Below are 25,265 nucleotides of genomic sequence, written 5' to 3'. Positions count from 1 at the left end.
GGAGGAATTAGGATGAAAAAGATTACCGGCTTAGTAATGGCATTATCAGCACTATTTATTTTTGCAGCATGCGGCGGAGGTGGCAATAACACTTCAGACTCGTCTAATGCGAAATCAGAGGATCAGTTAGCAGCAATCAAAAAAGCAGGCGTGCTAAAAGTTGCGACGTCAGCAGATTACGCGCCTTTTGAATTCCATACAATGGTAGATGGAAAAGATAAGATCGTCGGTGCAGATATCGATTTGGTCAATGAAGTAGCTAAAGAATTAGGCGTTAAAGCGGAAGTTTCAGATATGAGCTTTAATACAGTTTTAGCATCCTTGAAAGAAGGCAAATCAGACATCGCGATTTCCGCTATTTCTGCGACAGAAGAACGGAAAAAACAATTCGACTTCACAGATAACTATTACAATCCACCACAAGTTGTGATTATCAATAAAAAGAATCAAGATAAATTGACAAGCTTGGATGCATTGAAAGGCAAAAATGTCGGTGCACAAAAAGGGTCGATTCAAGAAGACGTTGTAAAAACACAAATCAAAGACGCAAAATTGGTCTCAATCGAAAAAGTTCCAAACATGGTTATTGAAGTAAACAGCGGATCATTGGATGCGATGGTCGTTGAAAAAACGATTGCTGAATCGTATGTACAGCAAAATCCTGATTTAATGATTGCGAATATTGATTTGAAGGCCAATGAAGATGAAGCCTTCGCGATCGCTTTGCCAAAAGGCAGTGACGAATTGCAAACCGAAATCAATAAGATCATTAAAAAATTAAATGATGAAGGCAAAATTGATGAGTATGTGAAACAAAATCATGAATTAGCCGAAAAATCAGCAGAAGAATAGAGGAAACATGTTTTGGACTTTTCTTTCTTGAGTAAATATTTATCGTACTTTGTTTCAGGAGCGAGCATCACGGTCATTATCTCATTGGCGACTGTCTGTCTGGGTACACTGATCGGACTAGCAATGGCTTTGCTGAAGCTTTCTAAACACAAACCATTGAATTGGTTTGCGAACATTTACATTGAAGTGCTTCGCGGCACACCTATGTTGTTGCAGATTACGATCGGATTTTTGATTTTACAAGGCTTTTTCCCATCGAATGATTTAAATGTTGGGGTCTTGTCTGTCAGCATCAATCGTTTGTTCCCGGGTATGATCGTACTTTCCTTGAACTCTGGGGCTTACGTTGCAGAGATTATCCGTGGGGGGATCACAGCAGTGAATTTTGGGCAAACAGAAGCTGCTCATTCACTAGGGTTACGCCCTGCGCAAACCATGCGGTACGTGATTTTACCGCAAGCCTTGAGAAACATTTTGCCGCCTTTAGGTAACGAATTCATCACGTTGATCAAGGATTCTTCTTTGCTTGCCACGATCGGGATCAACGAATTGATGGGTTCTGCGCAAATCGTGGTATCAAATTCCTATATTCCTTTAGAACCGCTGATCGTCGCAGCCGCATTGTATTTCGTGATGACCTTCATCACGTCTCGACTGCTTAATCTGTGGGAAAGAAAACTTGGAAAAGGTTACCAACGATAAGGAGCAGAGGTGAAAATAATGGCAGAAGCATTGATTCAAATTGAACATTTAAATAAGAAATTTGGCGATAACGAGGTATTGAAAGACATTTCCGCAGAGATTACGCCTGGAGAAGTCGTTGTCATCATTGGACCATCTGGTTCAGGGAAAAGTACGTTTTTACGTTGCGTCAATTTATTAGAAGTTCCTACATCGGGTACGATTCGGTTTGAAGGAACGGATATTACAGATAAGAAAAATGATATTTTCAAAACACGTGAAAAAATGGGAATGGTGTTCCAGCAATTTAACCTCTTTCCCAATATGACGGTCCTGGACAATATCACATTGTCGCCGATCAAGGTAAAGGGCTTGGCAAAAGCGGAAGCGGAAAAAATCGCAAAGGAATTGCTTGAAAAGGTCGGTTTGTCTGAAAAGGCGGATGCATACCCTCATTCTTTATCAGGGGGGCAGCAGCAGCGGATCGCTATCGCAAGAGCTTTGGCGATGCAACCGGACGTGATGCTGTTTGATGAACCAACATCTGCACTTGATCCTGAAATGGTCGGGGATGTTTTAGAAGTGATGCAGCAATTGGCAAAAGAAGGCATGACCATGATGATCGTGACACACGAGATGGGGTTCGCTAAAGAAGTTGGCGACCGCGTGATCTTTATGGATGGCGGAGTGATCGTTGAGGAAGGCACGCCAGAAGAAGTGTTTGACCATACTCAAAATTCTCGCACCATCGACTTTTTATCAAAAGTATTATAAAATTCTTGAGACTAGGCGGATAAAGCCTAGTCTTTTTTTAAACCTTTGTACCCAAATGTAGAGTTTTCAACGTATTTGCGTTATAATCAGGTTTTGTAGATGTATAAAACAAAGATATGCAAAATAAGGATATAGGAGTTGCCATGTTAGACAAATACAAACCTACGTGGATGGTCGAAGCCATTTATCAAATAACCCCAGAACAATTAAAGGCACATGGATTCAAAGCCGTACTGACAGATCTAGATAACACGTTGATCGCTTGGAACAACCCTAATGGAACGAAAGAGTTGATTGATTGGTTAAAGATGATGGACGAGGCGGGCATCCCTGTCGTTGTTGTTTCAAATAACAAGGCTAGTCGTGTAGCAAAAGCTCTTGAAAGCTTTAAATTGGACTTTGTCTCTCGAGCAATGAAGCCTTTTTCGTTAGGAATTATCAATGCGCAGAAACAATTAGGCGTTTCAAAAGAGGAGATCGTCATGATCGGTGATCAAGTGATGACCGATATTCGCGGAGCAAGTGCAGCGGGTATTCGGAGTATTCTTGTGCGTCCGATCCTCGATACGGATGGTTGGAATACCCGGATCAATCGCTTTTTTGAACGTCGTGTGATGCACATTTTATTACGCAAAGATCCTGAGATGAAATGGAAGAGTGAACTATAAATGGAAGAAGAATTATTTTGTATCGGCTGCGGCGCGAAGATCCAGACAGAACACCCAAATGAATTGGGCTATACACCGCAATCGGCTTTAGAAAAAGGATTGGAAAACGGCGAAGTATACTGCCAACGTTGTTTCCGTCTTCGTCATTACAATGAGATCCAAGATGTTTCGTTAACAGACGATGATTTCTTGCGCTTGCTGAATGAACTTGGCAAAGCAGATGCTTTGATTGTTAATGTAGTGGATATTTTTGATTTCAATGGTTCATTGATACCTGGTCTACATCGATTTGTCGGAGACAATCCTGTCTTATTAGTAGGAAACAAGGTCGATTTGCTGCCTAAATCATTGAAACGCGGAAAATTAACCCAATGGATGCGTGAACGTGCACATGAAGAAGGACTACGCCCTGTCGATATCTTATTGACCAGTGCACGGAAACCAAATGAAATGACGGAACTGCTAGAGAAAATCGAAGAATACCGCGACGGACGCGATGTGTATGTTGTTGGTGTCACCAATGTTGGAAAGTCTACATTGATCAACCAAATCATCAAGCAAACGGCGGGTGTTCAAGACTTGATCACCACCTCGCAATTTCCGGGTACAACGTTGGATAAGATCGAGATTCCATTGGATGATGGTCAATTTATGTTTGATACACCAGGGATCATCCACCGCCATCAAATGGCCCATTATCTTGGAAAGAAAGACTTGAAGATCATTGCACCCCACAAAGAAATCAAGCCAAAGGTCTATCAGTTGAATGCTGGTCAGACACTGTTTTTAGGCGGTTTGGCTCGTTTTGATTTCATTCAGGGTGATCGTGCGTCTTTCATTACGTATGTTTCCAATGACATTGAACCGCATCGGACAAAGCTGGAGAAGGCGGATGCTTTTTATGAGAAGCATGTAGGCGGCTTGCTGCAACCACCACGTCCTGATGAAGTAGAGGATTTCCCAGCGCTTGTTCGTTTTGAGTTCTCGATCAAAGAAAAAACAGACATTGTTTTTGCTGGGCTAGGCTGGGTCACTGTATCAAAACCAGCAGTAGTTGCCGGCTGGGCGCCAAAAGGGGTTGATGTGCTGACCCGAAAAGCGCTGATTTAAAAAAATTATTATCCAATTAAGGGGAGTATCAATGGAATTAAGAGGAAAACAAAAACGGTTTTTACGTAGTCAGGCCCATCACCTACAACCGATTTTCCAAATCGGTAAAAATGGGATCAATGAGGCAGTGATCGTTCAAATCAATGAAGCTTTGGAAAAAAGAGAATTGATCAAAATCAATTTATTGCAAAATACCGATGAGATCGCAGAAGATGTGGCACATGTATTGGAAGAAAAAATCCATTGTGACATCGTTCAGATTATTGGTCGTGTATTGGTTTTATACAAAGCGTCAAGCAAAGAAAAATATCAAAAAATATCAAAAGAGGTTAAAAGTATTTAAGCTTCTTTTTCAGAAAACAAGGGGGAATAACGGGTGTACCAAGATGTCTTAACAATTCCAAAAGTTGAACCAATGACGGATACTACTATGCCGAAAAAGCAGGTAGGACTGTTGGGTGGGAATTTTAATCCGATTCATCACGCGCACTTAATGATCGCGGAGCAGGTCGGGCAAAAGTTGGGATTCGATGAAGTGCATCTGCTACCAAGTTACCTGCCTCCACACGTGGATGAAAAGAAAACGATCGATAGCAAACATCGGTTGGCCATGGTCCAACGTGCGATCGAAGACAATGCTTTTTTGTCGGTTGATACAAGGGAATTGGCACGAAAGGGTAAAAGCTATACGATCGATACAATGCTGGAATTGACAACAGAAAATCCTGACACAGAGTATTATTTTATTATCGGCGGCGATGAGGTAGCGTATTTACCAAAATGGCATCGAATCGAGGAATTGGTGCGGCTTGTGAACTTTGTTGGCGTGAAGCGTGCAGGGTTTGCGTTAGAAAGTCCCTATCCGATTATTTGGGTGGACGTTCCTGAGATTCAGTTGTCGTCGTCGTATATCCGAAAACAAGTAAAACAGGGATGTTCGATTCGTTATCTTGTGCCTGACCGGGTTCGGGAATATATATCGGAAGAAGGATTGTATCTGGATGAAATATAGTAGAACCTATACAGCCATGGAACGGGAAGCATTGATGCAGGCCGTTCAGATGCGAATGAGTGAGCGTCGTTTCCAACATGTATTAGGTGTGGAGGAGACCGCGATTGCTTTAGCAGAGCGTTTCGGAGCTTCACTAGAAAAAGCGAGCATTGCTGCGTTGACCCATGACTATGCAAAAGAACGCTCGGATGAAGAATTTGAATTGGCAATTGATCAAGGAGACTATGAAGAGAAGGCGGAGCTGTTAAAGTACGGCAACGCGATCTGGCATGGGCTTGTTGGAGCGGATTTTGTTCGTCAGGAGTTAAAGATCTCCGATGACGAAATTCTGACTGCGATTCGTCTTCATACGACGGGAGCGGCAGAAATGTCTTTGCTGGATAAGATCATCTATGTGGCAGATTATATTGAACCGGGCAGAAATTTTCCCGGGGTCGAAGATGCACGCGTGATCGCATTTAGTGACTTGGATCAAGCTGTTGCATTTGAGACAAAGCACACGTTGGCTCATCTAATTGAGTCAGAAACACCAGTTTATCCCAAAACGATTGAAACCTACAATCGCTGGGTCGCTGGTATACACTAAGTAATTAATGGTTTCGTTTGAATTATAAGGAGGAGAATTATCATAGATAGTAAGAATATGTTAGAAATCGCCGTGAAGGCAGCCGATGCAAAACGTGCGGTTGATATCGTGGCATTGGATGTTTCTCAAGTTTCATTGTTGGCGGATTATTTCTTGATTTGTTCCGCAAATTCTGATCGTCAAATCAATGCGATCGTTGATGAAGTTGTAGACAAGGAAGAAGAAGCACACGTTGAAGTGAAGCGTGTAGAAGGAAAAGATGGCGGAAAATGGGTCTTGATCGACTTAGGCGATGTGATCGTCCATGTGTTTAGTACATCAGAGCGTGAATTTTATAATTTAGAAAAATTATGGTCGGATGCACCACTTGAAAACATCGAGGCGTGGTTGGATTAATGGCGTATGAAACCTTTGCTTTTGTTTATGATGAGGTAATGGATGATTCTTTGTATCAGCAATGGTTGGATTTTTCATTGCGCCATTTCCCCGTCGCGACGAATCAAATTTTGGAGCTGGCGTGCGGAACAGGTGCGTTAGCTGTGGAATTTGCTCAAAAGGGTTTTGATGTGACTGGGTTAGACCTATCAGAGGAAATGCTGACATTGGCTAGTGACCGTGGGCTTCAAGCGGGTGTCTCAGTTAATTGGATTGCTGGAGACATGCTGGATCTAACGGATATTGGCGAATATCAAGCAGTCACTTGTTTTTCTGATTCGCTGTGCTACATGCCAGATGCCGTACAGGTCAAGCAGGTATTTGAAGGGGTCTATCAGTTATTGAAAGATTCAGGAACATTTATTTTTGATGTTCATTCTACCCATCAAGTGGATGACGTATTTCCTGAGTATAGCTTTCATGATCAGACAGAGGAATTTGCTTTTCTTTGGGATAGCTATCCGGGGGATTCGAGCCACAGTATTGAGCACTTTTTGACATTCTTTGTAAAAAGAGACGGTGAACTTTTTGAGCGTTTCGATGAATTGCACAAGGAGCGGACGTATCCGCTAGAAACGTACAAAAAAATGTTGACTGAAGTTGGGTTTAAAACAGAAGTCTTTGCAGATTTTACAGATGAAGAACCAAACGAAACAAGCAAACGCTGGTTTTTTGTATGTCAGAAATAACCGAGAGAGATCTCGGTTTTTTTTGACAATTCATTTGGTGAAAGGCTGGATCAAAATACGACTATAGTAAATGAAGGGGGGATGGAGATGCGAAGTTGTGGAATCGTGGTAGAATACAATCCATTTCATAATGGGCATCGGTATCATGCGGAAAAGGCGCGTGAATTGAGCGGAGCAGATGTCGTTGTCGCGGTGATGAGCGGCAATTTTTTGCAGCGGGGCGAACCGGCGATCATGGACAAATGGGCGCGGGCCCAAGCAGCATTGGAAAACGGGGTTGATCTGGTGGTTGAATTGCCGTTTTCTTGGGCGGTTCAGTCTGCGGATTATTTCGCAAAAGGAAGCATCAAGTTATTGCATGCTTTGAAGTGTGATGCATTATGCTTCGGCACAGACAGCGAGTCTGATTTTGATTATGCGGATTATGGCCGGTTCTTTATTGAGGAGAAAGCAAGCATCGATCGATTGTTCCATGAATTGCCGATTGGCTGGAGCTATCCGGAAAAAATGGCGGAAGTCGTTTCGCAGCTGTATCCGAAGGCCAAGAATTTTCCACCTAATCATATCCTCGGATTAAGTTACGCGAAGGAAAATGCGCAATACAAGCAGCCGATGGCGATTTTCCCGTTAGCAAGAAAAGATCAAGGCTACCACGAGGAGGCGTTGGTCGAAAATACCTTCGCTAGTGCTACGGGCATTCGACAGGCGGTTTTGGCGGATGAAGACGTCTCTTCTTTTGTCCCCGCGGCCACTTTAGAAGAATTGAACAAAACACGCGTTTCCTGGGCCGATTTTTGGCCGTACTTAGAGTATCAATTGCGGGCCGATTCTTTAGACAGCCTTCGTGGGATCTATCAGATGCGTGAAGGGCTGGAGCATCGTTTAGTTGAGCAAAAAGTAAAAGATTTTTCGGAATATTTGCAGGCCATCAGCACGAAGCGATACACGCAACCGCGTCTGCAACGCCTATTGACCTACGTTCTGCTGCAAGTCAAAGAAGAAGAAATCCGAGCGGAGCAGGAACGATCCATGCTGCATATCTTGGGCTTTACTGAAAAAGGGCAGGCGTATTTGAATAAAAGAAAAAAAGAATTTTCCTTGCCAGTAGCGGCCAAGATCGGACAGAAAGAGAAAGAGCAGCATTTTTTGACGTATCGAGCGGATCAAGTGTATCAACTGATTCACCCAATGGAACAGACGATCGGGCGATTTCCGATTCGCCTCTAAAAAAAACTTTTCAAAGTGCAGGTGAGTCGTTATAATGAGAAAGTATGAAATTAACGAAAGAGAAGTGAAAACATGGGACGTAAATGGGCGAATATCGTAGCAAAGAAAACTGCGAAGGATGCAAACAACAGTAAAATTTACGCTAAATTTGGAATCGAGATCTACGCGGCAGCAAAATCAGGTGAGCCTGATCCTCACGCCAATCAAAAATTGCGTTTCGTTATTGAACGGGCGAAAACGTACAATGTACCAAAACATATTATTGATCGAGCTATTGAAAAAGCGAAAGGTTCTGGCGATGAAACATTCCAAGAACTCCGTTATGAAGGCTTTGGTCCAAATGGATCAATGGTTATCGTAGATGCGTTGACGAACAACGTGAATCGGACAGCTTCAGATGTACGTGCCGCTTTTGGTAAAAATGGCGGAAACATGGGTGTGTCTGGTGCGGTTGCGTATATGTTCGACAACACGGCTTTGTTTGGTTTTGCCGGCGAAGATGCAGATGAAGTGTTGGAATACTTGATGGACAAAGAAATCGACGTTCGCGATGTTGTAGATGAAGAAGGACAAATCATCGTTTACGGCGAACCTGAAGACTTCAATGCGATTCAAGAAGCCTTGAAGGAAAAAGGCATTTCAGAATTCTCTGTTGCGGAAATGCAAATGATCCCGCAAAGTGAAGTCACCTTGACGGGAGAAGACCTAGAGAAATTTGAAAAAATGATCGATGTGTTGGATGAATTGGAAGATGTTCAACAAATTTATCATAACGTTGAATTAGAAGACTAAGAAATAGCCGCTTAAATCTTTTTAGATTTAAGCGGCTGTTTTTTTGTTTAGTCTAAAGCTTCTTGTCGATAGAGTGTTTCGGGAATCATTTCTAGTAATGGGCTTCTTTGACTGATAACGAGCAGGTTCAATTCGTGCATGGCCCGCGTGCAGACTGTATATAGGATCAATTTGTCCTGCTCTGTATGGTAATTTTCAGGAGAAATATTCCAAGCAAATACACGGTCAAATTCTAACCCCTTTGCCAAATAGGTCGGAATGATGATCAAACTCTTCTTCATGAAGTCTTCCTCATCCGTTAGCAGTTGAACCTGTGATTGCTGTTCAGGAGACAATTGATTGTACAGATCCTGACATTCCTCCACCGTTTTTGCGATGATGGCGGTTCGCCAATATTTTGCCATCTCTGCGGTTTCCTCGATTTGACGGATCAAGCCATCGACCATTTGTCGGGTTTCATTCGCATAATAAACTTTTGGCAGATCACCGACACGAGCAGTCAATTCCACCCGATTTTCCTGCGTTAAGAACTGATTGGCAAAATGAGTGATTTCTTCAGTGGATCGATAGCTGGTCGTCAATTCAAAATGGGTCAACGCTTGATCTGGGAAAATCTGTCCTAGCGAATGGACCATACTTTCATTTCCGAAAACCTTCTGATTCAAATCCCCACATAAGGTATAGGTTGCTTTTGGATACAGGTGACGCAGCAAAGCGACTTGAGCAGGTGAAAAATCCTGCATCTCATCAATAAAAATAAATCGCGCTTTTTGTTTCACCTCTAAAGGATGGATCGACTTCATCAACAGGAACATTAAGGTGCCGTCTTCCAGGCTAATATCTTTTTTCTTGAAATCTCCCAGTAGTTCCTCGAGCATGGCTGTCCAATTCTCGTGAGTCAACTCGTATTTTTCCAGCAAGTGTTTAGGCACACTTTGTAAAAAATGCAGGTATTGCTTGGCGTAATTCACGAAACCATAACGCGTGATCTGTCTGCGGATAGGACGCATTTTTTTGCGCACGACTTTTTGTGCCATCTGACGACGCAGGCGGCGCTCGGCTTTTTCAGAATCTTCCATATCAGGATTATTGACGAACAACGCATCGACTAATTCATCGGCCTCTTTTTTGACCCAGTCTTTTTTCATTTCGTCTTTTTCTAAGCCGCCGATTTTTTTCAAAAGTTTGGTTTGCAAAAGCTGCATCCGTTGATACATCGGTAACTCTGGATTGGCTTCTTGGTACCAGTTGCGAATTTGTTTTTTAGAGATCAAAACCTCTTGTTTTAGTTTGAGATCACGAAATAGCGGACCGAATTCTGTGATTCGTTCGACGTAACGATAAAGTTCCTGAACAACGGCAAAACTGCTTTTTGCGCGGAGGACCCGATCATCCTGACCAGAAAGAAAGACTTCTTCATGACTTTCCTCTGTGTGGATTTGATAGGTAGGAAGCAACGCGCTTAAAAAGGTTTTGAAGGTTTCGGTTGGAATCCCGCTTTCACCAAGAGAAGGTAAGACGGTCGAAATATAGTCAGAAAAAATATGGTTTGGAGAAAACAAAAGGACTTGTTCGTTGTCCAACCATTTTCGGTTATGATAAAGCAGGTAAGCGACACGTTGAAGCAGCGCAGATGTTTTTCCGCTGCCGGCGATCCCTTCAACAACTAATACTTTGCTTCTGGTGTCACGAATGATCTCGTTTTGCGAGCGTTGGATCGTCGCTACGATGTTCTTCATATGATTCGAAGAAGCCTCATCTAAAATTTCTAACAGAAAGTCATCATTGATGGCTTCGGAGGTATCGACCATGGAAAGGATTTGCCCTTCCCGAATTTTAAATTGTCGTTTCAATAGTAATTCGATAGGGATAATGGCATCGTGGGCTTCATATTCAGTCTGTCCCAGAGTTCCTTCATAATAAAGGTTGGCAATAGGTGCCCGCCAGTCGATGACCACTGTTTCCTCCTTCGTGTCTCGTAAAGAAGCAATTCCTAAATAAAGTGTTTCCTGTTCCTGATCTTCTTTGAAATCGATTCGCGCGAAGTAGGGATTGTTTCCCATTAATTTTAAAACTTTTTGGCGCTTTTCTTGTGAAGCAAATGTTTGATAGCGAACAAGTAATTCCGCTTCATGCTGTCTTGTTTCGGCCATTGTATCGGCTAATGCTTCGAAAGAGCCGCCTTGAATTCTTTGACCCGCATTTTCTAACATGTCAGAATCAAATTTTGATTTCGTCTCTTTCTTTTGGTTGTCCAAAAAAGCAATTTCTTGTTGGATCAAAGCGCTTGTTTGATGGACGTGCTCTTGTTCATATTCTCTTGCAGTCATTGAGCATCCCCCTTTGTTTTTCCCTCAACTGTTTATAACAGCATAATAGTATAGCACATAAGGGCAAAGAGACGCAAAAGGCTGATTTCACTAGAAATGAAATCAGCCTTTAATTTGAAGCACGCTCAACGCTTCTTTGGAAAATCGAAGAGGATATTTAATGGATCAAAGCGTTCCGTCGTGTGCACGCTTGATTTGAGCAAGATCAATCTTTTTCATTTTATACATTTCTTGTGTCGCTCGTCGCGCCTTTTCTGGATCGGGATCATTGGTCCAGTCAAGCAAGTCTTGATTGACCGTTTGCCAATAAATCCCATAGCGGTCTTCCATCCAGCCGCATGCCCACTCGTTTCCTTCTGGAGTGATCGCCTCCCAGGCGTGGTCGATGTCGGATTGGTCTTTAAAATAGAAGTAAAAGGAATTGCCCATCGTAAAATCAAAGTCTTGTTCATCGGGGCTATCCATTATGATCAAGTCTTGCCCGCGAAGTTGAAAGCCAGAGGCCCGCAACCGTTCTTCTTTTCCCTTGATGACAAACGTTTGTTTTCCTCCGAAGGCCGCGATCCATTCATCAATCGCCGCCTGTGCCAAGCCATAATTGTCGTTGCCGAACAAGATACAGGGAACGATCGTCTGTAAATTTTCCCCTAAACGAACTTGCCAAGAGAAGCCATACCGATCCGTCGTCCAGCCAAACATGCCTAGCTCGGGATAGTCGGTCAGCGGCATCAATGTTTTTCCATCACGGTTCAACTGCTGCCATACCGTCGTGAGCTGTTCTTCATTTTCACAGTTGACGACATAAGAGATTGCTGGTGTCGGCTTGAATGTATCGCCGCCGTTCAATAATAGAAATTCGCAACCGGCCAATTCTACTGTCGCGGTCAATAAATCCCCGATCGTCCCATGTTCATCAGTGATGAAGTGCGTTTCGTTGAGGATGGTGCTATCCTCAAAAATGCCTGTATAAAACAGTGCCGCTTCATGGATATGTCCATCAAACCATAAACAACACCCAAATTGCTGTTCCATGTGTAAGCTCTCCTTTCTTTAACTATAAAGATTTATATGCCAATTGACACCGTAGGAATCTTTGACCATCCCGTAAAGCTCTGCCCAAAATGTTTTTTCAAGAGGCAATAAAATAGCGCCGTTTTCAGAGAGCTTCATAAAAATCTCCGAGGCTTCTTCCGCGGTCTCTGCATCATAAACTAAGGCTACGTTATTTCCGATAGCGATCGGAGGCGCCATCCCTTTAGGACTGTCAGAGATCATGACGTTCGTACCGTTAATTTTCAAGTTCGCGTTGAGGACCAACTCTTTGATGGCTTCATCAACAGGATGTTCTTCATCATGGGGCATTTGACCAAATGTCATAATATTTGCAGGTTCCGTGTGAAAGACTTCTTCATAAAAGGCAATGGCATCAGCTGCTTGATCGTCAAAATGTAAGTAGATATCCATGTTCGTTCCTCCATTCTTATGCTCTCACTTTACCACGAAGAAAGGGCTATCAATAACATTTTGTCTTGTAAAAAGGGAACACTTTATCGTTTTTATAAAAATGAGTTATACTCGGCTTGTTTTAAAATTGGAGCAGGGAAATCATCTAGTGAGATTTGGGAAAGATTTGAAAATTAAAGATTACTTTAAACGTCCATTCATTGGGAGTTGTGATAAAATAAGTCGGAAGAAATAAAAAATAAAGGAGCGGTTTGCAATGCCATTCGTACACATCGAGCTAAAAGAAGGACGATCTGAAGAGCAATTGACTAAAATGGTGGAGGAAGTTACTGAAGCAGTTTCAAGAACTGCCGGCGCACCAAAAGAGAATATCCATGTGATCATCAATGAAATGCAAAAAGACAGATATGCCCAAGGCGGCAAATGGAAATAATAACAAAGATAATGCTTGCAATTCAAATCAATACGTGTTTATAATTACCTTGTAATTGATTGATGAAGAAAGACTTCTGAACTTGAAAGCTGTTTATCAGAGAGGAAAAGCATGGCTGAGACTTTTCCATACAAGCGCAAGGAATGACCACTTTCTGAGACTTCTGCACAAATGCAGAGGCGGACAGCGCCGTTATCGCTTGTGAGGAGCAGAAAACTCTGCTCAAAGATTAGGTGGAACCACGTTTATTCGTCCTAGTACCGTTACGGTACTAGGACTTTTTTTTATCAATCAAAACAAATAAGGGGGACCTATAGGATGGTAAAAATTTCATTTCCAGATGGATCAGCGAAAGAGTTTGACAAAGGCATTACCGGTTTAGAAATTGCAAAAAGTATTTCTAGTTCATTAGCTAAAAAAGCGTTGGCTGTTGTAGTAAACGGCGAACTTGAAGATTTAAATCGACCAATTGAAGAGGATGCAACGTTAAAAATCGTGACAGAAAGTGACGAAGAAGCATTAGCGTTGGTTCGTCATTCAAGTGCGCATCTAATGGCGCAAGCGATCCGTCGTTTATTCCCGAATATGCATTTCGGCGTAGGTCCAGCGATCGAGTCTGGATTCTATTACGACACAGACAATGGAGATGGCGATCAACTCAGCGAAGAAGATTTCCCAGCGATTGAAAAAGAAATGAAGAAGATCATCAAAGAAAACTTACCGATCGAACGCAAAGTCATGAGTCGTCAAGAGGCCTTAGATTTCTTCAGCTACGACCCTTATAAGGTAGAATTAATTTCTGATCTTCCAGAAGACGAAGTGATTACGGCTTATACACAAGGCGAATTTACAGACTTATGCCGCGGACCGCACGTACCATCAACAGGAAAAATCAAAATCGTGAAACTACTTTCAGTGGCAGGTGCTTACTGGCGCGGAAATTCTGATAACAAAATGATGCAACGTATTTACGGGACTGCTTTCTTCAAACAAGACGAATTGGATCATTTCTTGAAAATGCGTGAAGAAGCAAAAGAACGTGACCACCGTAAACTAGGAAAAGAATTAGACCTGTTTATGATCTCGCAAGAAGTAGGTTCAGGACTGCCTTTCTGGTTGCCAAAAGGTGCAACGATTCGCCGTATCATCGAACGTTACATCGTGGACAAAGAAATCTCAATGGGGTATGAGCACGTCTATACACCTGTTTTGGCAGATACTGGTTTGTACAAGACATCTGGTCACTGGGATCATTATAAAGATGACATGTTCCCGATCATGGACATGGGTGAGGGTGAAGAATCCTTAGTATTACGTCCAATGAACTGCCCACACCACATGATGATCTACAAAAACCATATTCATTCTTACCGTGAATTGCCTATTCGTTTAGCAGAACTTGGCATGGACCATCGTTATGAAAAATCAGGTGCATTGTCAGGCTTGCAGCGTGTTCGTGAAATGACGATGAACGACGCACATATCTTTGTTCGTCCAGATCAAATCAAAGAAGAATTCCGTCGTACATTAGACTTGATTTTAGAAGTTTACAAAGACTTCGGGTTCGAAGATTACCGTTTCCGTTTAAGCTACCGTGACCCTGAAAACACAGAAAAATACTTTGATGACGATGAAATGTGGGAAACTTCTCAAGGCTTGTTAAAAGAAGTAATGGATGAATCAGGCTTTGATTATTTTGAAGCGGATGGCGAAGCAGCGTTCTACGGTCCTAAACTAGATGTTCAAGTATTGACAGCTATTGGAACAGAAGAAACACTTTCAACGATCCAATTCGACTTCTTATTACCTGAACGTTTTGACTTAACTTACATTGGCGAAGATGGCAAAGAACACCGCCCAGTCGTTGTTCACCGCAGTGTCGTTTCAACAATGGAACGCTTCACAGCTTACTTGATCGAACAATATAAAGGAGCATTCCCAACATGGTTGGCTCCAGAGCAAGTCGCGATCTTACCAGTTTCTCCTGAACACCATGGCGACTACGCGTATGAAGTAAAAGATCGCTTGATTCGCGAAGGGGTTCGTGTGGAAGTAGATGACCGCAATGAAAAACTTGGCTACAAGATCCGTCAGGCGCAAACACAAAAAATTCCTTACCTATTAGTAATTGGCGACAAGGAAGTCAATGATGCAACGGTCAACGTTCGTCGCTACGGAAGCGAAGAACAAGAAGTGCAAGACTTGAATGTCTTTGTCGATGCTATTAAGGACGATATCGATAATTTGAGCCGCAGCTAAAAAACAGAAAAAGTTCAAAAGATGCAACCTGTCTTTTGAACTTTTTTTTGTGGAATAAATGCTGGAGACAGTTATTTATTTAAAGGACGGCGCAGTAAATATTTTAATCGCTTAAAAAAACAAAAAAAGAAGGGTAGATATTTTTAAAAAACCATAGATTTTTGCTTTCTTGAGAGGTATTTTGGAAGAGAGGAAACAAAAAGCATAACAAAATGAAAGCGCATTTTTATAATGGATAGAATGGAGTGGGTGAACAAATGGAATCAAAGCGATTAGGAACGCGGCAATTGCTAAATATGAAACGAGGGACTTTAGAAAAACGAGTAGTCAAAAACTATGAGGAAACGAAGGATCAGGCTTCTTTAGTCGAATATGCAGTGGCGATCATGATTCGAAACGCGTTGATCCTAGAGGACTTCTCTTGTTTGTTTCACGAGCTGCTGCGAGAGGTATTCTTGACCTCTGTTCCCTGCGAGACAATGCGTCGATTTTTACCACTTTTTGAAGCACTGTTTAGCCAAAGTGACTGGCAGCAGGTGATTCAACGATTGTTTGCTACAGAAAAGGATTACTATGAGACCACCAAAGAGGCTCGTTTATATAAAGATTGCTTGAAAGACAAAGACCCCACTCGAAGGGACGCATTGGCGAGTCATTCATTTGTGCTCCATATGTTTTTTAAAGATGAACGTGGGAAGAAGTATGCCTTGATTTTGAAAAATGCGCATCCAACGAGGGATATGGAGGACATCCGAGGGGCGCTCCAATTGCTGACCATGTTGACGATCTTTGAGACCAACGGCATCCGAAAATTCACAGAGGTCTTGGATTTTGATCGGTATGGTCAAGTGGTCGACTTACAGTATCGAGCTTCTGAAGAGGACACTTCAGAGGACACTTCTCCAGAGGAGCCTGAGAAGAAAAAAATAGAGGAGGCAAAGGATACTGCGAAAAGTCGCACAGTTCCTACTTTGGGGCAAGTAGGGAAAAACAGCCTCCCTGTCGATAAACAGGTCGAGCTAAAGCAAAAGTGTGAGAAAAGCAATCCGGTGAATAACCAAAGCAAGACGTCTGATCAGTTTTTGATTATTCAACGAACGCATCATCCCGATACCTACATTCCTATTCCGAATGGGAAGAAACGAAATCAGTTGACCTATGACGAGATCCAACGTATCAGGGATGAGTATTTTGCAAACGTGGAAGAGAAGAAGCGTGAGAAGGTCGCGATAGGAACGGCTAGTGCTGAAGAACTTGAGAAATGGACGAAAGGTGCAGAGAAGAAAACAAGACGATCGTTGTTCGAACGTTTTTTTAACTGAAGCGCTGCGTAACTAACCGCTTTTTTTAGTCAATTTTTAGGTTTCTTGAGAGGGACTCGATTCATTTGTGGAAAACTTTTTAAAGAAAATGCGTAATACTCACTGTTTAATTCGCCATAGTTTTCCACAGGCAGGCAGGTAAAAGAATGTTTCACAGAAAATGAGGGTTATATTATTTTAAAAACCATTTCCTAAGCTGATAATTTTGCTTGCTTAAAATTTCTTCATGCGTCCGTGAAACACTGTGTCACATTTGGGAAGGAAAGTTTAAAGTTTTTAAACTATCGTAAAGGTCATAGGAATAATCCTTTTGAAAAAGTCCTTTTTCGGCTACAATAAGACAAGTAACTGTCAAAGTGGAAGGAAAAGATGAATGAAATTTACGAATCCATTTAAAAAACTATTTGAAAAATTAAAGCTTGCGGATGAAAAAGGACGCAATCAAAACAAAAGTCATATTCCTTTTCGTTTGAATTTCCTATTTTTTGTCATTTTCGGATTGTTTGTTATTTTAGTGACAAGATTAGGCTACCTTCAGATCGTTGAAGGCGACAAAATGAAGGCTGAAATGAAAGCCTCAACGACCATTACTGTAAAAGAGAATGCTCCTCGTGGCGTAATATACGATGCCAAGGGAACGGCATTAGTCAATAATGTTCCGAATCCAGCGATCACGTTTACCCGAGGGAATAGTATGAAGGCGTCAGATATTCTGAAGCTGGCGACCGAACTCAATAAATTGATTGATGTAACAGCGGATGAAAATCTGACTGAGCGAGATAAAAAAGATTATTGGTTAGCAGATGAGGATCATTTGAAAGAAGCCGAAGAACGGTTATCCTTTAAAGAGAAAAACCTTGATACTACCAATGAGTATCAAAAATTGGTTGATAAAGTTACGGACAGCGAGATTCAATTAAATGAAGAGCAGCTAAAAGTTGCGACGATTTTTAAACGAATGAATAGCGCCTCTGAACTCAGCACGGTTTTTGTCAAGAATGAAGGAGTATCCGATGAAGAATTGGCTGTCGTTGCCGAACACGCCTCAGATTTACCTGGGGTGTCTACAGGGACAGACTGGGATCGCTCGTATAACGATGCGTTGGACGGTTCTTTGAGAAGTATTTTAGGAAATATTACTACTGAAAAAGAAGGCTTGCCTGCGGAAGTGGCGGATGAATATTTGAAAAAGGGCTACGCGCGAAACGATCGTGTCGGAAAGAGCTATTTAGAAAAAGAATATGAATCTGATCTGCAAGGGAAAAAGGGCGAGTACAAAGTTACCTTAAATCAACAAGGAAACATTGAGAAGCAACAGGAAATCAAAAAAGGCGAAAAGGGATCAAACATCGTCTTGACGATCAATTCCGATTTCCAGAAAAAAGTCGATGATATTTTACGGAAGCATTACCAAGGATTAGTAGATAGCGGAGTCGCCAAGTATTCACCGGGTGCTTATGCTGTCGCTATGAATCCAAATACCGGCGAAATTTATGCAATGTCAGGATTGTCTCATGACACCAACAGCAAAACGCTGCAAGAAAACACGCTAGGGACGATCACCAATGCCTTTGTTCCCGGGTCTGTCGTGAAGGGCGGAACGGTTACGGCGGGCTATGAAACCGGCGTGATCAGCGGAAACGATACCTTGATCGACCAGCCGATCAAATTGTCCGGTACGTCATTAAAAGGCTCTATTTACAATAAAGCAATAGGGAATCAGATACCTTTAAACACAGTCAAGGCACTGGAATGGTCATCAAATGCGTACATGATGCAGCTTGTCCTGCGAATGTTAGGTGTGCAGTACCAGCAAAACATGACCCTGCCAGAAATTGCTTCGACAAAAGAATCGTATAACAAACTGAGAAATGCATTTGCTGAATATGGGATGGGTGTAAAAACACAAATCGATTTACCAAATGAGGCGACGGGGGTCGTGAATACTGAGTTTGGGAAAGAGAATGGCCCTGGAGGCGGGAACCTATTGGACCTTTCCTTTGGACAATACGATACGTATACGCCGATCCAGTTGGCGCAGTATGCTGCGACTGTCGCAAATGGCGGGACGCGTATCTCTCCTCACGTTGTCAAAGGCATCTATGGGAATACCGATAGCGGCGGTTTAGGGGAACTTCAAAAAGAAATCACTGGTAAAAAATTGAACCAAGTGAATATTTCCACTGATCAAATGGGGATCATCCGCGAAGGATTTTACCAAGCTGTTCATGGCAATGACCCTTACACAACGGCACGTGATCTAGCTTCTGCTAAGATCGACCCTGCTGCAAAAACGGGGACCGCAGAAACGGTACCTGAAGGGAATCCAAATGTAAGTACGATCAACAGCAATATCGTGGCATATGCACCTTACGACAAACCGCAGATCGCCATCAGTGTGATGTTGCCGAATTTAGATGAAGAACATGACGATACGAATAAGGCCATCGCAAAAGACATAATAAATGCATTTGCGGACACATATGGCGTACAATAAAGCGAGGGGACATTTATCCCTTGGCTTTTTTTGTTCGGCTGCTTTATGGAGGCTATTTTTTTACTATGGCCATTTTAGTTTAACGAGCAAATGAATGGTTTCGCAAAAACTCGAGTAGTAAGTAAAAAATAAATAGATATTTTTATATTTAGGAGTGAAAATTATGACAGTTTATAATTTCGAAGTAAAACAGACAGACGGAACAGAGAAATCTTTAGCAGATTACAAAGGCGATGTTTTATTGATCGTCAATACGGCAACGGGCTGCGGCTTTACCCCACAATACGAAGGTCTGCAAAACTTATACGACCGCTACAAGGACAAAGGATTTGAAATCTTAGATTTTCCCTGCAACCAATTTGGCAATCAAGCGCCAGGGACAGATGTGGAAGTAGCTGAATTTTGTCAGTTAAATTATCAGACCACGTTCCAAACATTCGGCAAGATCGATGTCAACGGTGAGAAGGAAGATCCTTTGTACAGCTATTTGAAGAGTGCGCAAGGTGGTTTACTTAACAAAGCCATTAAATGGAATTTCACAAAATTTCTTGTTGATCGTGAAGGAAACGTGATTAAACGCTACGCGTCCCAAACAAAGCCGGAAGATATTGCGAAGGACATTGAAGCCCAATTATAAAATCGTCAAGTAGAACTACTTAACAAAATTCGCAAAAAGACTAGTCAAAAAAATAAAAAGATGGTATGATATCAAAGTCTGAGAAATATCTTGGAAAACTGACTGCAACGAGGGAGGGAAAATCATGCGCGTAAATATCACTTTAGAATGTACTTCTTGTAAAGAACGTAACTACCTAACAAACAAAAACAAACGTAACAACCCTGATCGTTTGGAAAAAATGAAATATTGCCCACGCGAACGTAAAGTTACTTTGCATAAAGAAGTAAAATAATTACACTGATGAGTCAGCAATCTACAATGATTGCTGACTTTTTTTATATAATCCTCGCCTCTTTTTACAAATCTACATAAAATCTTCATAGATTCCTAAACAAAAGCTAACCTTCCAGTGATAAAACTAGTTATTAAGTAAAGCAATGAGAAAGGAAGGATCAGATGCGCAACGTGCCACCGATTTTAAAGCCAATTGCCCTTTTGACGTTGTCAATTTTGATTGCAACGACTACAGGAATCTTAAATAATTCTAGTTATCGTCAAGTGAAGTCACCGACACCGACCACTGAAACGACTTCACAGACCAGTGATTCTTCTCGAGAATCCAACAGTGTTCCGAATGAATCCAGCACGGTCACTACCGAAGGCTCATCAAGTCAGGTAGTCCCTGAGACCAACAGCTCGGGTCAAGAAAGCTCTGCTGCGACGAATCAAAGGGAGTTCAACGGGGATTCAAAAGAGGAGACCCCTGTCGCTCCGCAGCCTTCTTCAACGGAAGAGTCGCAAACGACACCAACACAACAGCAGCCAGCGGCGAATCAACAACCGGCGGGTTCAGAAGCAGGTGAAAATCAATGACCATTTTGTTAGATATTATTAACGGGTTGAATAAATTTCTTGGGTTTTTAGATATTAGCCCCAAATATTCAAACCGTGCCTATACCTTATTAAGCATCATACCCACGGTCTATATTTTAAGAATCGTGTATGGGCTTTGGTTGAATCAGAATTATTTACAATTAGTGATCTATGGATTGGTTTTCCTTGGATTGGTCTATTTCTTTGTTTTAAATTTCTTTTACTACTTTTTAGATAAAAACGTAAAAGGAGATATCACGCAGCTATTTGTTAAATACTTGCCTGATGATGCCTTTAATATTCAAAACGAACAGCCGAAGAAAACGAAAAAGGCATTTGAACACGCGAAGGAATTGCCTGTGGATTTTGAGGAAGACTACCAATTAAAGCTAGTCGAAAACATTCAATCGTTAATTGATGAAAAAGAGATCAAGACAAGAGACCTGACTAAAGAAGAGGGATTCTTGATCGATGAAAATACGCTTTATCCCTACTATTATGTCAAGCAAATCAATGGGGATACCTATCAATTGCAGATCGGCAGAAATTACCGCGAGCTGGAAGCGATCGGAACGATCCGCCAAGCGGAACCATTGAATCCCATAGGGCTGTTTATCGTAGGCGGGGATTTTGTCAAAGGCGGGGTCCGTTACCATGAACCGTATCGCTTGAAATTTCTAATTAAAACACAAGCGCCGACAACTTCAAATACACGAACACGTCGAAGCAAAAAATAAATGCCGTCTGGTCTAAGAGTCTTCTAACAGGAAAGCTCTTAGCCAGATCGGCATTTTTTATTTTAAGGTATCACGAATGTTTTCAACCATTTTGGTATAGGCGATAGGCCCATTGTATAACCAGCTAGAATTGCCATCAAATTCAAATAGCTGCTTGTTTTTGACAGCCGGAATGTTTTCCCACAGAGGGTCTTTGAACATAGCTGCACCGGAATCGCTGTTGACTAAGAAGAGATAGTCGGCATCTAGTTGCGAGAGGCTTTCTGAGGAAACTTGCGAAAAGTCAGCAGTGGCTTTTTCACTCACGTCTTTTGTCAGCTTGGGCACTTCAAAGCCTAATTCCTTGTAAAGCAGCTGCCCGCTTGAACGTGTATCAGCCACCATGAATGCGGAGTTGTTGGTCACCCATAAAACTGCCGCCGATTTGCCTTCGATCTTATCCTTCAGCTCGTCTTTTGTCTTAGTGACAAGGGCATCGTAGTTTTTCTCTACTTCTTTCGCTTGGTCCTTTTTATCTAAAACGTTCCCGATGTCTTCCAATTGATCACGCCAAGTCACGTTGTCGCCATTTTTTACGACATAGGTTGGGGCGATTTTGGCGTACTCTTTGTATTTTCCGCCTTCAAGAGACCCATTGGAACCAATCAACAATAGATCAGGTTCAAATTTTAAAACATCTTCATAGGGCAGGTCATAGTTGATAGTGGGAATGCCTTTCAGGTCATCCTGTAGATAGTGCTGAATCCGACCTTCACCAACGGTCCATTGAGCCACCGGCTTTTCATCCAGCGCCACAAGATAATCCTCGAGGTACGAAGCGATGATTTTTTTTGGTTTCTTGGGAATTTCTACCTTATGATCTTGCGCATCGGTCAGGGTCCGAACGTCAGTTGTGCTATCTTTACTGTCGCTGCTTTGCCCGCAAGCAGCGAAACTGAATAGTGCGAGAAGCGAAACAGTTCCTAAAACGATTTTTTTATACATTTGAAAACTCCTTCAAATTTAATTGAGAAATATTCTCAATTAACATTATTACCGAAAGCACAAAGGGTGTCAACACTCATTTTTCTTTAATAGACAGTTGACGATGGTGGAAAATAGCGTCATAATTGAGAACGATTATCAGAGAAATGAGGAAGATCTATGACAAACTTACAGACAACTGATCTTTCAATCGGCTACGACAAAAAAATTGTTGTGAACGATATCACAGTAGAAATACCGAAAGGGCAGATCACCAGTCTTATTGGCCCGAATGGAAGTGGAAAATCAACTTTCTTGAAAGCGTTGGCGCGAATTCTCGAGCCTGCGAAGGGAGAGGTGTTTATCGATGGGGAGAACGTTCAACGGTTGGATACCAAAACGGTTGCTCAAAAAATAGCATCCTTGTCACAAAGTACCAATCAAATCAGCGGATTGACTGTCGAGGAAATCGTCGCTTATGGCAGGTTTCCTTATCAAAAGGGCTTCTCAGGCTTAAAGGAACAGGACCATCAATTGATTGCTTGGGCGTTGCAGGCGACTAATTTAATGGATCTAAAAGACCGGACGCTGACCACCTTGTCCGGCGGGCAGCAGCAGCGCGTCTGGATCGCGATGGCGCTGGCTCAAGACACAGATATCTTGATTTTGGATGAGCCGATCACCTTCTTAGATCCGGCGCATCAATTAGAGATTTTAGAATTGCTGCAGGAAATCAATCGTCAAGGAAAAACGATCTTGATGACGATCCATGATTTAAATCATGCTTCGCGTTTTTCTGATTATTTATTAGGAATGAAGAAGGGGGAGCTGGTCTTTCAAGGAACCCCAAAAGAGATGTTCACGGCGGACACATTGCTCAATCTTTTTGATATCCAAGCGACCTTCGCGACGCTGCCCAACAGTGATAAACCGTTAGTGATCGCCTATGATTTAGTAAAGGAGCATTGAGGGATGACTAAACGACAGTATTTTTTTCCAATTGTAGTGATCGTGCTTCTCGCCGCGATGTTTTTGTCTTTGCGGTATGGCGCAGTCACCAGCAAATGGTCAGATGTCACACAGGCGTTATTTCAATTTGATCCGAGTAACCAAGGAGAACAGCTGGTTCGTTATCTGCGTTTGCCGAGAATGATCGGAGCGGTGCTGGTTGGAGCGGCCTTTGCGATCTCAGGCGCGTTGATCCAGGGGATCACTTCCAACCCGATTGCGGATTCAGGCTTGTTGGGGATCAATTCAGGTGCAGGCTTGGGGCTGGCATTGGTCTTTGCGATCACTGGCAATCCTTCTCCTGCTGCTGGCGTGATCGGTTCCTTTATTGGTGCCTCTGTTTCGATCGTGCTGATCTATCTTGTTTCTTCTAGAGTATCCTTCGGGTTGTCGCCGATCAAGATCGTGTTGCTGGGAGCCGCACTGAGTTCTTTCTTTGCGGCGATCAGTCAAAGCATCAGCTTGTTGTTTGATTTGAATCAGGATATGACGTTTTGGTTCATCGGAGGGACCGCCAATCTTACATGGCCGCAGCTGCAGACGATTTTTCCATTGATTTTGATCGGGATTCTCGGAGCTTTTGCCATCAGTCCTCAAGTTACCTTATTGAGTATGGGGGATGAAACGGCGATCTCCTTGGGGAAAAAACCAAGTCGTATCCGTCAGTTGAGCATGCTGCTGGTTCTATTGTTGGCAGGAAGCTCGGTGGCGTTAGTCGGAACGATCAGTTTTATCGGGTTGATCGTTCCCCATGTTGTCCGTTATTTTGTCGGACACGATTATCGGTACGTCATTCCAGCTTCGGGGTTGTTCGGCGCACTCTTTTTTGTAGTCGCGGACAGCTTTTCTCGATTGATCGCTCCTCCTTTGGAAACGCCAACGGGTGTGATCATTACAATCATCGGCGTGCCGTTTTTACTTTTACAAATTAGAAGGGGAAGCTTATGAGGAAAAGAATAGGATGGCTAAGCTTGTTTCTTCTGCTTGTTACGGGAATCGTTTTAAGTCTTGTGGTGGGAACGATTCCTCTGACGGTGACGGATCTCTTGCAGGCGTTTCAAGGGACGGCTTCGGCAAGTCGGCAGCTGATTATTTTTGATTTTCGTTTTCCTCGACTGCTGGTTTCGATCTTAGCGGGTATGGGGCTGGCTGTGTCGGGATACATCTTTCAGACCATCACCCACAACGAGTTGGCAGACCCGGGGATTTTAGGGATCAATGCCGGAGCGGGGTTGACGGTTTTGATTTATCTAGGCTTTTTTGCGACTGGAGAAAGTCGCTGGTACCTGCCAGTGATTGCCTGTGGAGGAAGCTTTCTTGCCACTGCGCTGGTGTATTATTTCGGCAGACAGTCGGGAAGAGTCACGCCGAATCGGCTGCTGCTGTCAGGGGTGGCTGTCAATGCTGGGATCTCGGCATTGACGGTGATCGGAACGATCCGTGTCTCGAAGGACAATTATCAATTTGTAACGGCCTGGCTTGCGGGGACGATCTGGGGAACCACCTGGCATCATGTGTTTTTATTGCTCCCGTGGCTAATCATTTTGATTCCTTTGATTCTGTTAAAAGGGCGTTCGTTGGAGGTTTTGGAGCTGGGGGATGACATCGCTGTCGGATTAGGCGTCAAATTAAAACGGACCCAATTGTTCTTTTTAGTCTGTGGGGTTTGTTTGGCGGCGGTAAGTGTCTCTGTTGCTGGAAGTATCAGCTTTATCGGATTAATCGCGCCTCACATCGCCCGTCAGTTGACGGGAAGGAAAAACAATCAAACCTTGATGATGGCCGCTTTGATCGGCGGGATTTTATTGCTGTTCAGTGATGTCTTAGCGCGTGTCCTGCTACCCAATGGCGAGATGGCCGCAGGGATCATCGTTTCATTGATCGGTGCGCCGTATTTTATTATACAATTGCTGAAAAAGAGCAAGTAAGGAGAA

At 42.7% G+C, this 25,265-nt stretch carries 27 protein-coding genes; 23 read left to right on the top strand and 4 right to left on the bottom strand.

Translation table 11 applies throughout. From position 1 onward, the window contains the following. Positions 1–12: 12 nt before the first annotated feature. From A5868_RS10320 to A5868_RS10265, 12 genes are all read left to right on the top strand, one after another. Entirely contained in the window at positions 13–852 is an 840-nt protein-coding gene (locus A5868_RS10320) for a transporter substrate-binding domain-containing protein (protein ID WP_086303549.1), read from the top strand. Positions 853–864: 12 nt separating this feature from the next. Then, positions 865–1,554 (top strand): amino acid ABC transporter permease, encoded by a 690-nt coding sequence (locus A5868_RS10315; RefSeq protein WP_010780313.1) that lies wholly within the window; start codon positions 865–867, stop codon positions 1,552–1,554. Between the two features lie 18 nt (positions 1,555–1,572). Next, on the top strand, positions 1,573–2,307 hold the full coding sequence (locus tag A5868_RS10310) for an amino acid ABC transporter ATP-binding protein (protein ID WP_086303550.1): 735 nt from the start codon (positions 1,573–1,575) through the stop codon (positions 2,305–2,307). Between the two features lie 143 nt (positions 2,308–2,450). Beyond that, on the top strand, positions 2,451–2,975 hold the full coding sequence (locus tag A5868_RS10305; protein ID WP_010780315.1) for a YqeG family HAD IIIA-type phosphatase: 525 nt from the start codon (positions 2,451–2,453) through the stop codon (positions 2,973–2,975). Further along, on the top strand, positions 2,976–4,085 hold the full coding sequence (gene yqeH, locus A5868_RS10300; RefSeq protein WP_086303551.1) for a ribosome biogenesis GTPase YqeH: 1,110 nt from the start codon (positions 2,976–2,978) through the stop codon (positions 4,083–4,085). It abuts the gene before it with no gap. Between the two features lie 31 nt (positions 4,086–4,116). Beyond that, positions 4,117–4,428, top strand: a complete 312-nt coding sequence (gene yhbY, locus A5868_RS10295; protein ID WP_010780317.1) for a ribosome assembly RNA-binding protein YhbY — start codon at positions 4,117–4,119, stop codon at positions 4,426–4,428. A gap of 72 nt (positions 4,429–4,500) precedes the next feature. Further along, positions 4,501–5,097, top strand: a complete 597-nt coding sequence (locus tag A5868_RS10290; RefSeq protein WP_044926531.1) for a nicotinate-nucleotide adenylyltransferase — start codon at positions 4,501–4,503, stop codon at positions 5,095–5,097. Then, positions 5,087–5,683 carry a bis(5'-nucleosyl)-tetraphosphatase (symmetrical) YqeK gene (gene yqeK / locus A5868_RS10285; RefSeq protein WP_010780319.1) on the top strand — a complete coding sequence of 199 codons (597 nt, stop codon included), beginning with the start codon at positions 5,087–5,089 and terminating at the stop codon, positions 5,681–5,683. Before A5868_RS10290 ends, yqeK begins: the two co-directional genes overlap by 11 nt. A 39-nt stretch (positions 5,684–5,722) precedes the next feature. Continuing rightward, on the top strand, positions 5,723–6,079 hold the full coding sequence (gene rsfS / locus A5868_RS10280) for a ribosome silencing factor (RefSeq protein WP_288226247.1): 357 nt from the start codon (positions 5,723–5,725) through the stop codon (positions 6,077–6,079). Next, positions 6,079–6,807: a class I SAM-dependent DNA methyltransferase gene (locus tag A5868_RS10275; protein ID WP_086303553.1), complete on the top strand. Its 729-nt coding sequence runs from the start codon at positions 6,079–6,081 to the stop codon at positions 6,805–6,807. The genes rsfS and A5868_RS10275 overlap by 1 nt, the downstream gene beginning before the upstream one ends. Positions 6,808–6,894: 87 nt before the next feature. Then, on the top strand, positions 6,895–8,034 hold the full coding sequence (locus A5868_RS10270; protein ID WP_086303554.1) for a nucleotidyltransferase: 1,140 nt from the start codon (positions 6,895–6,897) through the stop codon (positions 8,032–8,034). 72 nt (positions 8,035–8,106) lie between these two features. Then, positions 8,107–8,826 carry a YebC/PmpR family DNA-binding transcriptional regulator gene (locus tag A5868_RS10265; RefSeq protein WP_010780323.1) on the top strand — a complete coding sequence of 240 codons (720 nt, stop codon included), beginning with the start codon at positions 8,107–8,109 and terminating at the stop codon, positions 8,824–8,826. Positions 8,827–8,873: 47 nt separating this feature from the next. Here A5868_RS10265 and helD read toward each other — a convergent pair whose 3' ends face one another. The 3 genes from helD to A5868_RS10250 form a co-directional block, all read right to left on the bottom strand. Continuing rightward, positions 8,874–11,156: an RNA polymerase recycling motor HelD gene (gene helD / locus A5868_RS10260; protein WP_086303555.1), complete on the bottom strand. Its 2,283-nt coding sequence runs from the start codon at positions 11,154–11,156 to the stop codon at positions 8,874–8,876. Between the two features lie 165 nt (positions 11,157–11,321). After that, complete coding sequence (locus A5868_RS10255) at positions 11,322–12,188, bottom strand: VOC family protein (RefSeq protein WP_086303556.1); 867 nt, start codon at positions 12,186–12,188, stop codon at positions 11,322–11,324. A gap of 18 nt (positions 12,189–12,206) precedes the next feature. Next, a complete protein-coding gene (locus A5868_RS10250) occupies positions 12,207–12,620 on the bottom strand; it encodes a VOC family protein (protein WP_010780326.1) in 414 nt (137 codons plus the stop codon). A gap of 256 nt (positions 12,621–12,876) precedes the next feature. On the opposite strand from A5868_RS10250, the gene A5868_RS10245 reads away from it, so the two are divergent. The 8 genes from A5868_RS10245 to A5868_RS10210 all read left to right on the top strand — a co-directional run bounded on the left by A5868_RS10245 (position 12,877) and on the right by A5868_RS10210 (position 21,360). Continuing rightward, positions 12,877–13,053, top strand: a complete 177-nt coding sequence (locus A5868_RS10245; RefSeq protein ID WP_010780327.1) for a 2-hydroxymuconate tautomerase — start codon at positions 12,877–12,879, stop codon at positions 13,051–13,053. A 318-nt stretch (positions 13,054–13,371) separates the two neighbouring features. Then, positions 13,372–15,312: a threonine--tRNA ligase gene (thrS, locus tag A5868_RS10240; RefSeq protein ID WP_086303557.1), complete on the top strand. Its 1,941-nt coding sequence runs from the start codon at positions 13,372–13,374 to the stop codon at positions 15,310–15,312. A 257-nt stretch (positions 15,313–15,569) separates the two neighbouring features. Next, positions 15,570–16,634: a hypothetical protein gene (locus A5868_RS10235; RefSeq protein WP_086303558.1), complete on the top strand. Its 1,065-nt coding sequence runs from the start codon at positions 15,570–15,572 to the stop codon at positions 16,632–16,634. A gap of 373 nt (positions 16,635–17,007) precedes the next feature. Beyond that, a complete protein-coding gene (locus A5868_RS10230; RefSeq protein ID WP_086303559.1) occupies positions 17,008–19,131 on the top strand; it encodes a peptidoglycan D,D-transpeptidase FtsI family protein in 2,124 nt (707 codons plus the stop codon). A 163-nt stretch (positions 19,132–19,294) separates the two neighbouring features. Then, a complete protein-coding gene (locus tag A5868_RS10225; protein ID WP_086303560.1) occupies positions 19,295–19,768 on the top strand; it encodes a glutathione peroxidase in 474 nt (157 codons plus the stop codon). 124 nt (positions 19,769–19,892) lie between these two features. Beyond that, a complete protein-coding gene (rpmG, locus tag A5868_RS10220) occupies positions 19,893–20,042 on the top strand; it encodes a 50S ribosomal protein L33 (RefSeq protein WP_010740369.1) in 150 nt (49 codons plus the stop codon). A 164-nt stretch (positions 20,043–20,206) separates the two neighbouring features. Next, on the top strand, positions 20,207–20,623 hold the full coding sequence (locus A5868_RS10215; protein WP_010780332.1) for a hypothetical protein: 417 nt from the start codon (positions 20,207–20,209) through the stop codon (positions 20,621–20,623). Further along, the gene (locus tag A5868_RS10210) at positions 20,620–21,360 is read left to right on the top strand and encodes a DUF6681 family protein (RefSeq protein WP_086303561.1); all 741 of its coding nucleotides are present in this window, start codon (positions 20,620–20,622) and stop codon (positions 21,358–21,360) included. Before A5868_RS10215 ends, A5868_RS10210 begins: the two co-directional genes overlap by 4 nt. A 57-nt stretch (positions 21,361–21,417) precedes the next feature. On the opposite strand, the gene A5868_RS10205 is transcribed toward A5868_RS10210, so the two are convergent. Next, on the bottom strand, positions 21,418–22,344 hold the full coding sequence (locus A5868_RS10205; protein WP_086303562.1) for an ABC transporter substrate-binding protein: 927 nt from the start codon (positions 22,342–22,344) through the stop codon (positions 21,418–21,420). Positions 22,345–22,503: 159 nt separating this feature from the next. On the opposite strand from A5868_RS10205, the gene A5868_RS10200 reads away from it, so the two are divergent. The 3 genes from A5868_RS10200 to A5868_RS10190 are packed head-to-tail and all read left to right on the top strand — an operon-like array spanning position 22,504 to position 25,259. Next, a complete protein-coding gene (locus A5868_RS10200) occupies positions 22,504–23,292 on the top strand; it encodes an ABC transporter ATP-binding protein (protein WP_010780335.1) in 789 nt (262 codons plus the stop codon). 3 nt (positions 23,293–23,295) lie between these two features. Beyond that, on the top strand, positions 23,296–24,279 hold the full coding sequence (locus tag A5868_RS10195) for a FecCD family ABC transporter permease (protein ID WP_010780336.1): 984 nt from the start codon (positions 23,296–23,298) through the stop codon (positions 24,277–24,279). After that, positions 24,276–25,259, top strand: coding sequence for a FecCD family ABC transporter permease (locus A5868_RS10190; protein ID WP_086303563.1), 984 nt, complete (start codon positions 24,276–24,278; stop codon positions 25,257–25,259). Before A5868_RS10195 ends, A5868_RS10190 begins: the two co-directional genes overlap by 4 nt. Positions 25,260–25,265 lie beyond the last annotated feature (6 nt).

This window comes from Enterococcus sp. 12F9_DIV0723 (assembly GCF_002174375.1).
Classification (GTDB): Bacteria; Bacillota; Bacilli; order Lactobacillales; family Enterococcaceae; genus Enterococcus_A; species Enterococcus_A gilvus.
Note: the sequence above shows the minus strand (reverse complement) of the source record. Positions and strands in the feature narration are given on the sequence as shown.

Coding starts and splice junctions, on each gene's coding strand:
- A5868_RS10320 (WP_086303549.1), top strand. CDS start 13: ATGAAAAAGATTACCGGCTTAGTAATGGCATTATCAGCACTATTTATT.
- A5868_RS10310 (WP_086303550.1), top strand. CDS start 1,573: ATGGCAGAAGCATTGATTCAAATTGAACATTTAAATAAGAAATTTGGC.
- A5868_RS10305 (WP_010780315.1), top strand. CDS start 2,451: ATGTTAGACAAATACAAACCTACGTGGATGGTCGAAGCCATTTATCAA.
- yqeH (WP_086303551.1), top strand. CDS start 2,976: ATGGAAGAAGAATTATTTTGTATCGGCTGCGGCGCGAAGATCCAGACA.
- yhbY (WP_010780317.1), top strand. CDS start 4,117: ATGGAATTAAGAGGAAAACAAAAACGGTTTTTACGTAGTCAGGCCCAT.
- A5868_RS10290 (WP_044926531.1), top strand. CDS start 4,501: ATGACGGATACTACTATGCCGAAAAAGCAGGTAGGACTGTTGGGTGGG.
- yqeK (WP_010780319.1), top strand. CDS start 5,087: ATGAAATATAGTAGAACCTATACAGCCATGGAACGGGAAGCATTGATG.
- A5868_RS10275 (WP_086303553.1), top strand. CDS start 6,079: ATGGCGTATGAAACCTTTGCTTTTGTTTATGATGAGGTAATGGATGAT.
- A5868_RS10270 (WP_086303554.1), top strand. CDS start 6,895: ATGCGAAGTTGTGGAATCGTGGTAGAATACAATCCATTTCATAATGGG.
- A5868_RS10265 (WP_010780323.1), top strand. CDS start 8,107: ATGGGACGTAAATGGGCGAATATCGTAGCAAAGAAAACTGCGAAGGAT.
- helD (WP_086303555.1), bottom strand. CDS start 11,156: ATGACTGCAAGAGAATATGAACAAGAGCACGTCCATCAAACAAGCGCT.
- A5868_RS10255 (WP_086303556.1), bottom strand. CDS start 12,188: ATGGAACAGCAATTTGGGTGTTGTTTATGGTTTGATGGACATATCCAT.
- A5868_RS10250 (WP_010780326.1), bottom strand. CDS start 12,620: ATGGATATCTACTTACATTTTGACGATCAAGCAGCTGATGCCATTGCC.
- A5868_RS10245 (WP_010780327.1), top strand. CDS start 12,877: ATGCCATTCGTACACATCGAGCTAAAAGAAGGACGATCTGAAGAGCAA.
- thrS (WP_086303557.1), top strand. CDS start 13,372: ATGGTAAAAATTTCATTTCCAGATGGATCAGCGAAAGAGTTTGACAAA.
- A5868_RS10235 (WP_086303558.1), top strand. CDS start 15,570: ATGGAATCAAAGCGATTAGGAACGCGGCAATTGCTAAATATGAAACGA.
- A5868_RS10230 (WP_086303559.1), top strand. CDS start 17,008: ATGAAATTTACGAATCCATTTAAAAAACTATTTGAAAAATTAAAGCTT.
- A5868_RS10225 (WP_086303560.1), top strand. CDS start 19,295: ATGACAGTTTATAATTTCGAAGTAAAACAGACAGACGGAACAGAGAAA.
- rpmG (WP_010740369.1), top strand. CDS start 19,893: ATGCGCGTAAATATCACTTTAGAATGTACTTCTTGTAAAGAACGTAAC.
- A5868_RS10215 (WP_010780332.1), top strand. CDS start 20,207: ATGCGCAACGTGCCACCGATTTTAAAGCCAATTGCCCTTTTGACGTTG.
- A5868_RS10210 (WP_086303561.1), top strand. CDS start 20,620: ATGACCATTTTGTTAGATATTATTAACGGGTTGAATAAATTTCTTGGG.
- A5868_RS10205 (WP_086303562.1), bottom strand. CDS start 22,344: ATGTATAAAAAAATCGTTTTAGGAACTGTTTCGCTTCTCGCACTATTC.
- A5868_RS10200 (WP_010780335.1), top strand. CDS start 22,504: ATGACAAACTTACAGACAACTGATCTTTCAATCGGCTACGACAAAAAA.
- A5868_RS10195 (WP_010780336.1), top strand. CDS start 23,296: ATGACTAAACGACAGTATTTTTTTCCAATTGTAGTGATCGTGCTTCTC.
- A5868_RS10190 (WP_086303563.1), top strand. CDS start 24,276: ATGAGGAAAAGAATAGGATGGCTAAGCTTGTTTCTTCTGCTTGTTACG.